A 13230-nucleotide genomic window follows, 5' to 3' on the forward strand; every position below is an offset into this window, starting at 1 on the left:
GGGCGTTCAGCGGATCCCGCTCCAGGCCGGCCGTCGAGGATCGTCGGCCCGTACGACGACGTCCGCCGCCTCCTCCGGCCGGGTCTCGGCCTCGTAGCGCGCGAAGGCCGGGAGGGTCCAGCGCGCGCCCTGTGGGGTGCGCCGGGCCAGCGCGGCCGGCGACAGCATCAGATGGACGGAGAGATCGAAGGGGAACCAATGGCCGAGCAGCAGCGGGCCGTGCAGCAGCAGGACGCCGCCGGGCGGCAGCGTCACATAGGCGCTGCGGGTCGCGCGGTCCGCCACTGGATCCCACAGGTCCGGGAGCACCCGCCCGGTGCCGCCCGGATCCAGCGGCCGGAACACCTCCCGCCACAGCGCCTGCCGGTCGAACCACGCGTCGTGGTAGGCGTCGGGGTCCTCGTGGCCGTGTTCGAGCCGCAGGGAGGCGGGCCGCAGGAAGCCGAAGGCGCCGGCCCGGTGCACCGCCCGCCCCCGGAGCCGCAGCGCCTCGGTGAGCTGGCCGGCCAGGTCACCGGGCGCGGCGGCGGGAGCCCCGTCGATCGCCACTCTCAGCCAGGGGCTCCCGTCCCGCGCGGTCAGCGCGGTGAGGTGTTCGGCGAGGGCGTCGGTGAGCCGTTCCCAGGTGATCGCTTCCAGCTGCACCCCGCCATTGTGCCCGGCCGCAGGTCACCGGGTGGGGCCGGTCAGCCGGCCTGCGGCCGGTCCGGGGGCGGGGTGCGCCAGTGGTGGACACCGCCGTTGATGGCCCCGGCCTGGATGACGGCGCTGTTGTGCGCCCCGCCATTGAGGGTGTTGTGCACCTCGCGGATCGTGGTGGGCCGCTCGGCGGGCGCCACCTCATCCAGCAGTCGGCGCAGTTCGGCCGCCGCTGCGGGGTCCTCGCGCAGCAGCCGCTGCAGCCGCATCCGCCAGGACGCCTCCACCACCTCCGCATCGGCCCGGTTACCCGCCTCCTGGGCCGCCACGAGGTCGGCGCGGGAGTCCTCCAGTTCGCCCTCGACCGCCGCCTCGTCCGTGCTGCCCCGCCGCCGGGCGAGGAAGCCCGCCATGCGGCGGCGGACCGAACCCCAGCCGTCCGTCGCCATCTGCTGGACCAGCGTGGTCGCGCCCGCCGCGGCGAGCGCCGCCAGTTCCGTGTCCATCAAACCCCCTGGTGTGTCGTGCGTGCTTGCCCGGTACCGCGGTTCAGGCCTGGCCCGCGTCCGGACGGGCGGCCCCGTGGCGGCTGAGGACCGCCGCCGCCTCCTTCGTCGCCTCGATGACGCTGCCGGGGGCCACCGGCATCACGGACTTGAGCTTGAGCAGCAGCACCGCGCCCATGATGGAACCGTCCCACATGATCGGCGCCGCGCAGGAGTTCCAGCCGGCCATGCACTCCTCGTACCCCAGTGCGTGGCCGAGGTCGCGCACCTCCGCGAGGGACGCCAGCAGTGCGTCGTTGTCCCGGTAGACGCCCGGCCCCGCCTGGTCCGGCACGGGCTCGGCCAGCACCCGCTGCTGGAGCACCTCCGGCAGGTAGGCCAGGATCGTCCGTCCGGAGGCCCCGGTGCGCAGGGACCGCGTCACGGACAGCACATCGCGTGGGGTCATGCCGAGCTCGGCGAGGTCGGAGTCGCCGACGGCCATGTCGACGCACTGCCGCTGTGCGCCGGAGAACGGCGCCACCATGTAGAGGAACGCCAGCCCACCGTCGGTGGCCGCCCGCAGCTCACGGAGCACGCTCTGGGCGCCGTCGAGGCGGTGGTCGAGCGCGGTGAAGGCCAGTTGGGCGGCGGAGGTCCGCAGCCGGTAGAGGCCGCGGTCCACCCGCTCGAAGATCCGCTGGTAGATGCCGGACTGCAGGATGCGGTAGACGACGGAGTCGTCCAGGCCGGTGAACTCGGCGATCTCACCGGGGCCGTGGGCGGATCCACCGAGTTCGGCGAAGGCGGTCTGGACCAGGAAGACCCGCTCGGCATGGCTGGATCCCGACGCGCGGGGACCGGCCTCGGCGGCGTCCTTCCTGGCCCGCCGGTGCGTGCTCCGGGGGCGGCCCTGAGCATCCGGTGCGGTGGCGGCGGTGACCGAAGCGGAGGCGGGCGGGGCGGCAGAGGCGCCCGCTCCCGGTGCCGTGGTGCTGTTGCCCATCGTGTGCTCTCTCCCCAGACAGTGTTCCGCGCCCTGAGGCGCACGGCGTTGTGCGTACCGGTGGTGGTACCCCTCCGGCACCCGGCGCCACCGGAATTATCGGGCGACGTCGAGGGCGAGTTTCCCGGTCGGTGTGCGGGCGGCCAGGTCGCGGTGCGCCGAGGCCGCCTCGCCCAGTGCGTACACGGTTCCGGTGAGCGGCTGGAGGGAGCCGTCGGCGACCGCGTCGAACAGCGCCGCCATGGACGTGGGCAGCGCGCTGCGGTCGGCGTAGAGCTGCGGCAGCCAGAAACCGGAGACGGTCAGGGACCGCTCCATCAGGTCCCGGGTGGGCACGCTCGCCAGGTCGCCGCCGGCGAATCCGTAGACGGCGAGGCGGCCGTGCGGGGCGAGGGCGGCGAGGGTCCGCGCGAAGGTCGCCCCACCGGTCATCTCCAGGGCCGCCCGGACGGGCCCGCCGGCCGCGTCCAGGATGCGCTCCGTCAGGTCCTCGGCGGTCGAGTCGACCACGGCGTGCGCGCCCAACTCCTGGACCAGCCGGCGCTTCTCGGGAGTGCCCGCGAGGCCGATGACCTTCGCCCCGGCGCGCGCGGCGAGTTGCACGGCCAACGAGCCCACCCCGCCCGCCGCGGCCGGCACGACGACGGTCTCGCCCTCGGTGATCCGCAGCGAGGTGAACAGCAGATGCCAGGCGCTGTTGCCCTGCAGGGCCAGGGCGACGGCCTGGGTGTCGCTGATGGCGTCGGGCACGTCCCAGGTCACGCGGCGGTGCAGCAGCGTCCGCTCCGCGTAGCCGCCGCCGCGGCACAGCCCGACGACCCGGCGGCCGCCGTCCACCGTGCCCACGACCTCGTTGCCGGGTACATAGGGCAGTTCGACGGGCGCCAGGTAGGAGTCCCCGCGTACGTGCACATCCGCGTAGTTGATGCCGGCCAGGGTCACGTCGACCAGCGCGTGGCCGCTGCGGGGCGCCGGGTCGGGCACGTCTTCGAGCCGCAGCACGTCCGGGTCGCCGAATTCTCGCATCACAATCGCGCGCACGACTCTCCTTCAAGTTCTCCGGTGCGGTGCCCGCACAGGGTAGGCACGGCGCGGCCCGGACCGTTCAGGTCCGATCATTTCGCGCCAACCCTCCGGGGATTCCGGCCGGACCACCCTTCACGTGACGAGAATTTCCAGCCTGTTTTCTCGCAACGCGAGAAAACGGCGCAGCGTTTTCCACCCATTACGGCGTTTTGCTGCGGATCTACCCTGCGGTATTCGCCAGGTGGCTCCTACGCATCCCTCGCTCAAACATGGCTACCGGATGTGATCGCTGCGGCCTACGATCCGAAAAGTGTCCGCCGTTGACCCCATGTGACGGCCGCGTCCCCAGGGGCGAAGCACGCTCCGCGAGGCAGTGCTGCCCGCCCACCGCACCCGGTGATACGGGCGGGTGACGGAGGTGGAGGCGGCCCCGCACGGGGCGACGCGGACACGGCCTGAGGGGGAATCATGATGGGGAGATCGGGGGGCGGCAGGCCGGCGTACGCGCCGGCCTGCCGGGACCCACAACGAGCACTACCGCTTCTACCGGTACCTCTGCGCATCCTGCGGACCGCATCCGCGTCCCTGCCGTCCCAGGCGGCCTCGCTCACCGCGTCGTTCACGGCATCGTTCACGGCCGCCACCGAGGCCGTCATCGCCGCCGCGCGCCGGCATTCCCGGCCGTATGCGGCACCACCCTTTCTGGATGTGTCCCGCTCCCGCCGGGAGACCGTGCTCCGCCACCAAGAGAGGGGCTGCCCATGACCCGGTCGAGCAGTACCAGCAGCAGCGGGCTGCAGTTCACCCACCCGTATCTCGCCGTGGTGCTCGGCGGCGGCTTCACCGGGATGCTCGCCGCGGCCGCGCTCTCCGGGTACGCCGATGTCATCGTCGTCGAACGGGAGCGGCTGCCCCGCACGCCCGCCCTGCCCTCCGACCTTCCGCAGGCCCGGCACGCCCATCTGCTGGCGGCCGAGGGCGCCCGACGGATCGAGGCGCTGGTGCCCGGCAGCATCGAGGGCTGGCTGGCGGAGGGGGCCCGTCGGGTCCCGGTGCCGGACGGGCTCTCGGTGCGCTCCCCGCTGGGCCGGGCCGGGCGGCGCCGTTCGCCGTATCTGGTCGCCTGCTCGCGCGATCTGCTCGACCGGGTGACGCGTCGCCAGGTGGCGGCCCTGCCCGGGGTGAGCGTCCTGGACGGGACCGAAGCGGAAGAACTGACCGGGACGGCGGAGCACATCACCGGGGTGCGGGTGCGGGACACCACGTCCGGCCACGCCTACCGGCTGGATGCCGACCTGGTCGTCGATGCCACCGGGCGGCACACCACCACCCAGTCCCGGCTGCGGGCACTGGGCCTGCCCTCAGCGTGCGAGGACCTCGCGGACTCCGGCATCGTCTCGGCGACCCGCATCTTCCGCACCCCCGGCGAGGCCCGCAACACACCGGTGCTAACCTCCCGTTCGGCCGACACCGCCCCGCTTCCCGGGTCGGGCGGCGCCGCCGTTCGCCCGGTCCCGGGCCGGACGGCGACGCTGGTCCCGATCGAGGGCGGCCGCTGGCTGGTCACGCTCACCGGTGCCGGTGACGACCGGCCGACCGAACACGCGGGCCGTTTCGTCGCGTTCGCCCGCCGCACGGGCGACGCCACGATCGCCGACCTGATCGCCGGCGCCGAGCCGCTCAGTGAGGTGCGGCTGTCCCGGGACGCGGTCAACCTGCGGCGACGGTTCGCCCAACTCCCGTGCTGGCCCACGGGGTTCCTGGCGCTCGGCGGCGCCGTGGTCTCGCTCAGCCCCGACTTCGGCCAGGGGCTGTCCATCGCGGCACACGGCGCCGCGGCGCTGCGCGAGGCGGTGCGTCGGCACGGCATGGACGACCCGGCGCTCGCCCGCCGGGTGCAGCGCGCCCTGGGCAGCCTCGTCCAGGAACCCTGGGCGCTGGCGACCGGCGGGTCCACGGGCTCCCCCGCCGGCCGTACGACGGTCTGCGGCGCCTACGCCGATGTCGTCGCCTCCTCCCCCGGGACGGCACCCTTCCTGCACCGCCCGGCCGCGCTCGGGCTGCTGCGCGGGCGGATGGACCGCATCCGTCCGGAGCCCGACGGTCCGGACCGGGAGGTGTCGTCGCTGCCGGTGCCGCCGGCCCCCGCGCCCCGGTCCCCAGCGGCGGCCGGTGCGTCGCCCGCCCTCTCGGCGCCGCCCGACAGCTCCCGGCGGCCGCCCCGCCCGCGCGGCTTCGGGCCGACGTCCCTGCGGCGCATCGGCGGGGCGAACCGGCGGAAGCCGGACGACGACTGAGGCCCTCACCGCAGTACGTCCCGCGCCCCTGACACCGCCGCGTCCGGCGTCCCGCGGCGCCCCACACCGCTGACGCCGCCGCGCGCACGAAATTCGTTCGCTGGTTCGGGGCGGGTCGATCAGAGTGGTGGCGGGGCGACGCCGCGGATGCGCGCCCGGGCACGGCACGGAGAGCGGCGAGCGCCCGAGCGGGGCGCCGCGGAACGGGAACGGGGAACGGTATGTCGACGCTGCGCGTCACGGTCGAGGAACTGACGGTGCATGAGCATCCGAACGCCGATGCGCTGGAGCTGGCCCAGGTGGGTCTGTACCGCGCGGTGGTCGCCAAGGGCACCTACCGGACCGGCGACCTCGCGGTGTACATACCAGAACAGGCCGTGCTGCCCGCGGAGTTGGTGGCCGAGCTGGGACTGACCGGGAAGCTGGCCGGCTCCGCGGCCAACCGTGTGAAGGCGATCCGGCTGCGGGGCGAGCTGTCACAGGGCATCGTCTGCCGTCCGGGGGCGCTGTCCGGGGTGGACCTGGCGGGGGCACGGGCGGCCGGCACCGACTTCGCGACGGAGCTGGGCATCGTGAAGTGGGTTCCTCCGGTGCCGATTTCGATGAGCGGCGAGGTCGCTCCGGCGCCCGAGCTGCTGCCGTGGATCGACATCGAGAATCTGAAGCGGTATCCGGGGGCATTCGCGGACGGCGAGCCGGTGGCGGTGACGGAGAAGGTGCACGGCACCGCCTGCTGTCTGACGTTCCACGCGTCTGAGGGGCGGGTCCGGGTGACGTCCAAGGGGCTCGGTGCGCAGGGTCTCGCGCTGGTCGAGGACCCGGCGAACCTGTACTGGCGGGCGGTGCACGGCCACGGCGTCGCCCGGGTCGCGGCGGAGATCGCCGCGGAGCTGGGGGCGTCGCGGGTCGGTGTGTTCGGCGAGGTGTACGGCGAGGGGGTCCAGGACCTCGGGTACGGCGCGGACAGCCGCCGCGGACGACCCGCGTATGCGGTGTTCGACATCGCGGTGGAGGTCGACGGCCAGCCGCGGTGGCTGGATCCGGAGGAGCTGACGGCGGTGCTGGACGGCCGGCTCCCGCTGGTGCCGACGCTGTACCGCGGCCCGTTCGACGCCCGGCGGGTCATGGAGCTGGCCGAGGGCCGCGAGACGCTGTCGGGGCGCGGGGTGCACCTGAGGGAGGGCGTGGTGGTCCGCCCGCTCACGGACCGCTACAGCCCGGTCCTGGGCGGGCGGGCCGTCGCCAAGGTGGTCAGCGGCGGGTATCTGACGCGGAAGGGCGGCACGGAGTACGAGTGACCCCGCGCCGCGGGGCGCCCGCCGCGCGGCCGGTCAGCCGCTGCCGGTGCCGTCCTCCTGGGGTTCCGAGGAGAGTCCCAGGAGGCGGCGGGCGCGGGCGAGCGGGGCCTGCGGATCGCGGGTGGGGGCGGGGGCCTTGGTGCGGTGCGCGGGGAGGCGTTCGACGGTGGTGGTGCCGGTGTCGGACTCCAGGGCGGGGGAGTAGCCCGCGGCGCGCAGGGCGTCCAGGGTGGCGGCCGGTGGCCGGCCGCTGACCAGGACGGTCGGGGCGATCACGCGCAGGGTGAGGTCCTGCAGGCCGCGGTGGGCGGCCAGTTCCTCGATGAGGGCTTCGTCGTCGGAACGGATGCAGCAGGCGGCGGGCAGCACCCGCATCCGGCCGTGGGAGCGGGCGGCGTCCTGGACGAGGTAGCGCAGAGGCTGCGGCAGGGTGCGGGTCGTCGAGGCGTGGGTGAGGTCGTCGAGGAGGCCGTCGGCGGTGTGCCCGGCGTCCAGCGCGCGGCGCACCGAGGCGGGGGTGAACCGCCAGGTCACGGCGTGTCCTTCGGACTCCAGGTCGGCGGCGGAGGCGAGCAGTGCGGCGAGCGCCGTGGCGGGCCGGCCGGGCACGACGGCGGTCAGGTCGGCCTGGAAGTGGGCCTGTTCGAGCGGGGGCGGGAGGAGGTCGGCGAGCGCCCCAGCGAGGGAGTCCGGTCCGGTGAGCAGCGCCTGGCCGAGGGGGGTGAGGGTGCCGTGGGCGACCAGGCCCAGGTAGACGGCTTCGTTCAGGGTGTGGGTGGCGCGCTCCTCGGCCATCGGCTGCTGGGTGACGGCGAGCGGGCGGTACCAGTCCGCGGTGCGCAGCAGGTCGTGCAGTACCCGGGTGCCCTCTGCGGGCTCGGGGGTGTCCGCGCTCGGCGGGGGCGGCAGGGGTACGCCGGCGCCGACGGGGACGTGGGCCAGTGCGGCGAGGAGGGCGTGCCGGAGGGCGGGGGCGTGCCGGTCGTGGCAGCGGACCAGCGCGGTCGGGGTCTCCCCGAACGGGGTGTGGGTGGGGACGGCCCACAGGGTGGACCAGGCCGCCAGGAGGGGGGCGAGGCGCCCGCCGGGCGGGTGGCCCAGCCAGTCGTCGTAGGCGCCGGTGGGCAGGGCGGTGATGCCGGCCGGGGTGCGGGTCAGTGCGATCAGGTCGGCGGCCAGGGCGAGGTCGAGAAGGAGCCGGGTGTGCGGCTCGGTGGCGCCGGCCGCCTTGGCCAGCCGTTTGATCTCCCGTACCGCCAGCCCGCCCGACTTGCGCAGCGCAGCGGGCTGCGCCGCCAGTGCGGCCAGCAGGCGGTCCACGGTGGCGTCGAGGGAGGCCGCGGCGGCCCGGGACTCGTCGTGCGGTGAGGTCACGGGGACCGCGGCGGCGGGCATCCCGGGGTCCGCGGTGTCGTCCGGGAGGGGGCCGGGGGCGTCGGGGAGGAAGGGGCCGAGGTCGTGGGCGGCCAGGAGCTGGGGGGTGCGGGGCGGGACGACGACGGTGCCGTCCTCGGTGGGGGCGGCGAGCCCGTCGTCGTAGAGGGCGCGCAGGGCGGCCTCGGCGGCGGTGCGCGCGGGTCCGGCGGCGCCGAGGGCGGTGAAGACGTCCTCGGGCGGGACGGGGATGCTGGCCAGTTGGGCGAAGGACAGGCGGTGCGCCATCAGGGACTGGTAGTCGGCGCCCGGGGCGGGGGCGGCCGGCCCGGGGGTGTCCTGCGCGGCCCGCTCCTGGCTGATGCGGGCGGTGGTGGCGAGCACCTGCAGCCGCGGGTGGTCGAGGTGCAGCACCAGGTGGTGGAGCGTCTCGTAGGACCACAAGGCGTGGGCCAGGCCGCGGAGTTCGGTGGCGGCGGGGCGGCGGGCGAGCGGCTCGGCGTGCCGGGTGAGCAGCGCGGCGAGCTGCTCGGGGGTGCGCCGGGCGAGGGAGCGGGTGAGTGTGTCGAGGCCTTCCACGGACTTGAGGTTAGTCATCTCGCGAGCACCGTGGTGAGCGCAGCCACCGGGTCGGGGTCGGCGGGTCCGGCGGGCCACCAGTCGTCGGTGCCGGGCTCGGCCTCGTAGGGGTACCAGCGGTTGTCGCGGCCGAAGCGGAGCTGGACGCCGTGGTCGGGGTCGGTGAGGTGGTTGTGGCGGGGGCGCAGGGCGGGGAGGTCGGCGGTCCGCAGGGCGCTGCGCGCCCGGTCGAAGTCGCCGGCCGGCGGGTTCCAGGTGGCGGCGAGGAGGGCGAGCCCCTCGGGTCCGCCCTGCCGCCAGGCGGCCACCGAGCGGGCCACGTCGGTGGATGTCCGGCCGGCCGCCGCCGCGAGGTCGCGGTAGAGGGCGCGGGTGGTGGCGGTCAGGCCGGCGGTCGGGTGGGCGGTGGCGGCCAGCCGGACGGCGTCCTCCCATGGGGGCAGGGCGGGGAACGGGCCGGGCGGGGCCGGCGCGGCGCTACCATGCGGGGCAGCTGCGGCGGACACCACGCAGGCGTGGGCGCGGGCCGCGGCGTCGGCGGCCAGCAGCTCCAGGGCCGCGGGGTCGAACGGGAGCCCTTCGCCGTCGGGCAGTGCGGGCGGGCGGCCGGGCTGCGCCGGTGGCGGCAGGGGCGGGGGGAGGGGCGGCCGGCGGCGGTCGACGAGGGCCGCGCGGGCGAGCACTCCGGAGGGTGCCGCCCCGGTGGGCTCTTGGGGCGCCGCGCCGGGTGCCGCCACGGTGGCGGGTGGGCCGGCGGGTCGTACGGGCGCGTCGCCGTCCTGGGCGGCGGGGGCCTGGCGTGCAGTGCCGGGGGCGTGGGTGCGGGCCTCGCGGGTGGTCAGGGCGGTGTTGCGGCGGGTGAGTTCGTCGAGGAGCTCGCGTTCGCCGCGGCCGCGCATCAGCAGCAGCACGAACGGATCGGCGTCCAGCAGCCGGCCGGTCTGGAAGCAGAGCGCGGCGGCGTGCTTGCAGGGCCGGCCGTGGTCGGGGCAGGAGCAGCGGGTGGCCAGATCGTCCGGTCCGGGCAGCAGGCGCACCTCGTTCTCGGCGAGGGCGCCGGGCAGCTTCCTGGCCAGCAGGGCGGTCAGCTGTGCGGGCTCCGCCGCGACCGCTTCCAAGAGGGCGTCCCACTGCGGGTCGGTGAGGGTGCGGAGGCGGATTTCGGCGCTGTAGGGGCGGGGTCTGCTGCCGCGTACGGTGGCGACGATGCGCCCCGGGGTGACGTTGATGGTGTCGACGTGGCCGTCGCGGGCGTAGGTGCGGCCGCGGGCGAGCCGGGCGCTGTCGAGGGCGGTGGTCTCCAGGGCGTCCAACCAGGCGCTGCCCCACCAGGATTCGGCGAAGAGCCCCCGGGCGCCGGGCCGGGCCGGCAGGGGCGGGAAGGTGCGCGAGCGGTCCGCGCGGGCCAGGCGGTCGGCCGCGGCGGTGCGCGCGGAGGTGCGGCGGGGGTTCATCCGGCCCTCCTGAGGGAGACGAGATCGGCCAGCTCGGCGTCGGAGAGTTCGGTGAGTGCGCTCTCCCCTCCGGAGAGCACCGCGTCGGCCAGTGCCCTTTTGGCGCCGAGGAGTTGGGCGATGTTGTCCTCGACGGTGCCTTCGGCGATCAGCCGGTGGACCTGGACGGGCCGGTCCTGGCCGATGCGGTACGCGCGGTCGGTGGCCTGCTCCTCCACCGCCGGGTTCCACCAGCGGTCGTAGTGGATCACATGGCCGGCGCGGGTGAGGTTGAGGCCGGTGCCCGCTGCCCTGAGGGACAGCAGGAAGACCGGTTCCTGTCCCGACTGGAAGCGGTCGACCATCCGCTCCCGTTCGGCGACGGGGGTGCCGCCGTGCAGTAGTTGGGTTGGGATGCCGCGGGTGGCGAGGTGCTTCTCCAGCAACCGCGCCATTCCCACGTACTGGGTGAAGACCAGTGTGAACCCGCCTTCGGCGAGGATCGTGTCGAGGAGTTCGTCGAGGAGTTCGAGCTTCCCGGAGCGGGCGGCAAGGCCCGGCGCGGCCTCCTTGAGGTACTGCGCGGGGTGGTTGCAGATCTGCTTGAGGGCGGTGAGCAGCTTCATCACCAGGCCGCGGCGTGCGATGCCCTCGGCGGTCTCGATGCGGGCGAGGGTCTCGCGGACCACGGCCTGGTAGAGCGCGGCCTGTTCGCGGCCCAGCGCCACCGGGTGGTCGGTCTCGGTCTTGGGCGGCAGCTCGGGCGCGATTCCGGGGTCGGACTTCTTACGCCGCAGGATGAACGGGCGTACCAGCCGGGCCAGACGCTCGGCCGCCTCCGGTTGCTCACCGCCCTCGACCTCGCGGGCGTGCAGCGCGCGGAACGTCTTGAGGGGGCCGAGGAGTCCCGGGGTCGTCCAGTCCAGCAAGGCCCACAGCTCGGAGAGGTTGTTCTCCACGGGCGTGCCGGTGAGCGCGATCCGAGCCGGCGCCTTGATGGCGCGCAGCGCCTTGGCGGTCGAGGAGCGGGGGTTCTTCACGTGCTGAGCCTCGTCGGCGACGACCCACGCCCACCTTCTGGCGGCCAGTTGGGCGGCGCTGCTGCGCAGCGTCCCGTAGGTCGTCAGCACGAACCCGCCGTCCAGGCCGTCGAGGCTGCGTCCGGCTCCGTGGAAGCGCCGGACGGGGACACCGGGGGCGAAGCGCTCGCTCTCGCGCTGCCAGTTGCCGAGGAGGGAGGCGGGGCAGACCACCAGGACCGGTTCGGTGGGCTTCCGGTGCAGGTGGAGCGCGATGACGGTGACGGTCTTGCCCAGGCCCATGTCGTCGGCCAGGCAGCCGCCGAGGCCGAGGGAGGTCATGGTGTCGAGCCAGGTCAGGCCGCGTCGTTGGTAGTCACGGAGGGTGGCTCGCAGTCCGGGCGGCTGGGGCAGCGGGGGGACCTGGGTGGTGAGGCGGCCGCGCAGCGCGGCGAGCGCCCCCAGCGGCACCACCTGCGTCTGCTCCCCGTCCACCTCGGCGGTGCCGCGGAGCGTCGCGGCGAGCGCCTCGGCGGGCTCCAGATAGCCCAGTTCACGCTTACGGGCCTTGCGTACCAGCCCGGGGTCGACCAGGACCCACCGGTCGCGCAGCCGGACGACGGGGCGGTGGGCCTCGGCGAGGGTGTCCATCTCGGCCTCCGTCAGCGGCGCCCCGTCCATGGCCAGCTGCCAACGGAACTGCAGCAGTTCACGGGTGTCGAAGAACCCGAAGCCGTCCGCGGCGGAGCCCGGTGCGGGGCGCAGGACCGCCGTCGCGGTCAGCCCGCGGGCCAGCTCCTTGGGCCAGTGGACGGCCACTCCCGCGGCTCCCAGGCGGGGCGCCACCGCCCCCAGCAGGTCGTACAGCTCCTCCTCACCCAAGGGCAGTACGTCGGGGACCGGCCGCTCCAGGAGGCGGGCGAGCGGGTTCCAGACCCGGGCGGCACGGCGCAGCGCCAGGAGGGTGTCGACGCGGGAACGCGGCCCGAAGTGGTCGGGCCCCATGTCCTCCCACAGGTCGCGGGCATCGGCCACCAGGGTCGGGTCGGTGCGGCTGTGCACCTGGAGGACGGCGGCGGCCGCACGGCGCTCGTCGGCCTCGCCGGGCCCGCCCTCCTCCCGTACGTCGAAGAGCTGGTGTGGGGCCAGGTCGAGACGGAGCGAGAGCCGTACGCCGGCGTCGGCCCCCGCGGCGACCTCGGCGGCCCAGTCCCGTGCGCCCGGGAGGTGCTGCGCTGCCCCCGTCGCGAAGGCACCGCCGGCCACGAGCGCGGCGGCCGGTGTGCGTGGCAGCGTGTCGGCGACCGCGTCCACATAGCGCCGCACCAGCGTGACGGGGTCGTGCAGCTGGAGCGGGCGGTGGCCGGGGAGCGGGACGGGGTACGCCTCGGCGGGCATGGCGGCGGCGATGGCGCGGAGGTGAGCGATGTCCTCGGGATCCAGGGGGCCGGCGCGCCAAGCATCGGTGTCGTCGGGGGTCAGCCCCGGTAGCAGCCGGCCGCGCGCGGCGAGGTGCAGGGCGTGCAGGGTCGCCGCTCCCCAGCAGGCGGCGGCCGGGTCCGCGACCGGATCGTGCCGGGCACGGACCAGCAGCGGAATCGCCTCGGCGAGCGGGAGCAGCAGTGCCGGGACGGTGCGGCTGCGGGCGCCGCCGCCGTGCCGCCGCGCGATCGTCAGCTCCCCCGCTTCCACACCCCCGGCCGCCCCCGGGGCCTCCGCATGGCCTCGCACCGTCGCCCCCCGCGGCACGGACGCCCCCTCCGGCCCGGCGCAGGGGTCGGGGAGCGGCCCGGCACAGGGGTCGGGGAGCGGCCCGCCATCGGGCCGCCAGAGGCCGATCTTCCCGGCGCGCGGCGGCTGAGCGGGTAGAAAGGCCACGGCACAGCGGGCCGCGGCCTCGGCGAACCCGCCGCCCTGCCCCTGTCCGGTCATCCCGTCCCGTCCTCCGCTTCCTGTTCCTCCGCCGCCGTCCGCGACGCTCTCCGTGACCGCAGAGCCGGTCCGCCGACCGGCCGGCCCTCCTACGCCCGACCTGCGAGTTTACGGTCGCGCCGTACGGCCTCTCCCCCTTCTG

General features: G+C 75.4%; 9 protein-coding genes. 2 read left to right on the top strand and 7 right to left on the bottom strand.

Annotated elements, in window-relative coordinates:
- Positions 1–6: 6 nt before the first annotated feature.
- The 4 genes from AB0G84_RS15600 to AB0G84_RS15615 all read right to left on the bottom strand — a co-directional run bounded on the left by AB0G84_RS15600 (position 7) and on the right by AB0G84_RS15615 (position 3171).
- Complete coding sequence (locus tag AB0G84_RS15600) at positions 7–645, bottom strand: uridine kinase (protein WP_361320299.1); 639 nt, start codon at positions 643–645, stop codon at positions 7–9.
- 41 nt (positions 646–686) lie between these two features.
- The gene (locus AB0G84_RS15605) at positions 687–1145 is read right to left on the bottom strand and encodes a hypothetical protein (RefSeq protein WP_361320301.1); all 459 of its coding nucleotides are present in this window, start codon (positions 1143–1145) and stop codon (positions 687–689) included.
- A 43-nt stretch (positions 1146–1188) separates the two neighbouring features.
- Positions 1189–2130 (bottom strand): IclR family transcriptional regulator C-terminal domain-containing protein, encoded by a 942-nt coding sequence (locus tag AB0G84_RS15610; RefSeq protein ID WP_361320303.1) that lies wholly within the window; start codon positions 2128–2130, stop codon positions 1189–1191.
- 96 nt (positions 2131–2226) lie between these two features.
- Positions 2227–3171 carry a zinc-binding dehydrogenase gene (locus tag AB0G84_RS15615; RefSeq protein WP_361320305.1) on the bottom strand — a complete coding sequence of 315 codons (945 nt, stop codon included), beginning with the start codon at positions 3169–3171 and terminating at the stop codon, positions 2227–2229.
- 746 nt (positions 3172–3917) lie between these two features.
- Here AB0G84_RS15615 and AB0G84_RS15620 point away from each other — a divergent pair.
- Entirely contained in the window at positions 3918–5453 is a 1536-nt protein-coding gene (locus AB0G84_RS15620) for an FAD-dependent monooxygenase (protein ID WP_361320307.1), read from the top strand.
- 221 nt (positions 5454–5674) lie between these two features.
- A complete protein-coding gene (locus AB0G84_RS15625) occupies positions 5675–6751 on the top strand; it encodes an RNA ligase (ATP) (RefSeq protein WP_361320309.1) in 1077 nt (358 codons plus the stop codon).
- Positions 6752–6784: 33 nt separating this feature from the next.
- Here the strand turns inward: AB0G84_RS15625 and AB0G84_RS15630 are convergent, their stop codons facing one another.
- The 3 genes from AB0G84_RS15630 to AB0G84_RS15640 are packed head-to-tail and all read right to left on the bottom strand — an operon-like array spanning position 6785 to position 13088.
- Complete coding sequence (locus tag AB0G84_RS15630; protein ID WP_361320311.1) at positions 6785–8722, bottom strand: helicase-associated domain-containing protein; 1938 nt, start codon at positions 8720–8722, stop codon at positions 6785–6787.
- Positions 8719–10158 carry an SWIM zinc finger family protein gene (locus tag AB0G84_RS15635; protein WP_361320313.1) on the bottom strand — a complete coding sequence of 480 codons (1440 nt, stop codon included), beginning with the start codon at positions 10156–10158 and terminating at the stop codon, positions 8719–8721. The genes AB0G84_RS15630 and AB0G84_RS15635 overlap by 4 nt, the downstream gene beginning before the upstream one ends.
- The gene (locus AB0G84_RS15640; protein ID WP_361320315.1) at positions 10155–13088 is read right to left on the bottom strand and encodes a DEAD/DEAH box helicase; all 2934 of its coding nucleotides are present in this window, start codon (positions 13086–13088) and stop codon (positions 10155–10157) included. Before AB0G84_RS15640 ends, AB0G84_RS15635 begins: the two co-directional genes overlap by 4 nt.
- Between the last annotated feature and the right edge of the window lie 142 nt (positions 13089–13230).

Source organism: Streptomyces sp. NPDC020742, from assembly GCF_040641675.1.
Taxonomy (GTDB): domain Bacteria; phylum Actinomycetota; class Actinomycetes; order Streptomycetales; family Streptomycetaceae; genus Streptomyces.

Excerpts from the sequence above, each read along its gene's own strand:
- AB0G84_RS15635 (WP_361320313.1), bottom strand. The coding sequence starts at position 10,158 with ATGAACCCCCGCCGCACCTCCGCGCGCACCGCCGCGGCCGACCGCCTG.
- AB0G84_RS15625 (WP_361320309.1), top strand. The coding sequence starts at position 5,675 with ATGTCGACGCTGCGCGTCACGGTCGAGGAACTGACGGTGCATGAGCAT.
- AB0G84_RS15605 (WP_361320301.1), bottom strand. The coding sequence starts at position 1,145 with ATGGACACGGAACTGGCGGCGCTCGCCGCGGCGGGCGCGACCACGCTG.
- AB0G84_RS15610 (WP_361320303.1), bottom strand. The coding sequence starts at position 2,130 with ATGGGCAACAGCACCACGGCACCGGGAGCGGGCGCCTCTGCCGCCCCG.
- AB0G84_RS15640 (WP_361320315.1), bottom strand. The coding sequence starts at position 13,088 with ATGACCGGACAGGGGCAGGGCGGCGGGTTCGCCGAGGCCGCGGCCCGC.
- AB0G84_RS15630 (WP_361320311.1), bottom strand. The coding sequence starts at position 8,722 with ATGACTAACCTCAAGTCCGTGGAAGGCCTCGACACACTCACCCGCTCC.
- AB0G84_RS15620 (WP_361320307.1), top strand. The coding sequence starts at position 3,918 with ATGACCCGGTCGAGCAGTACCAGCAGCAGCGGGCTGCAGTTCACCCAC.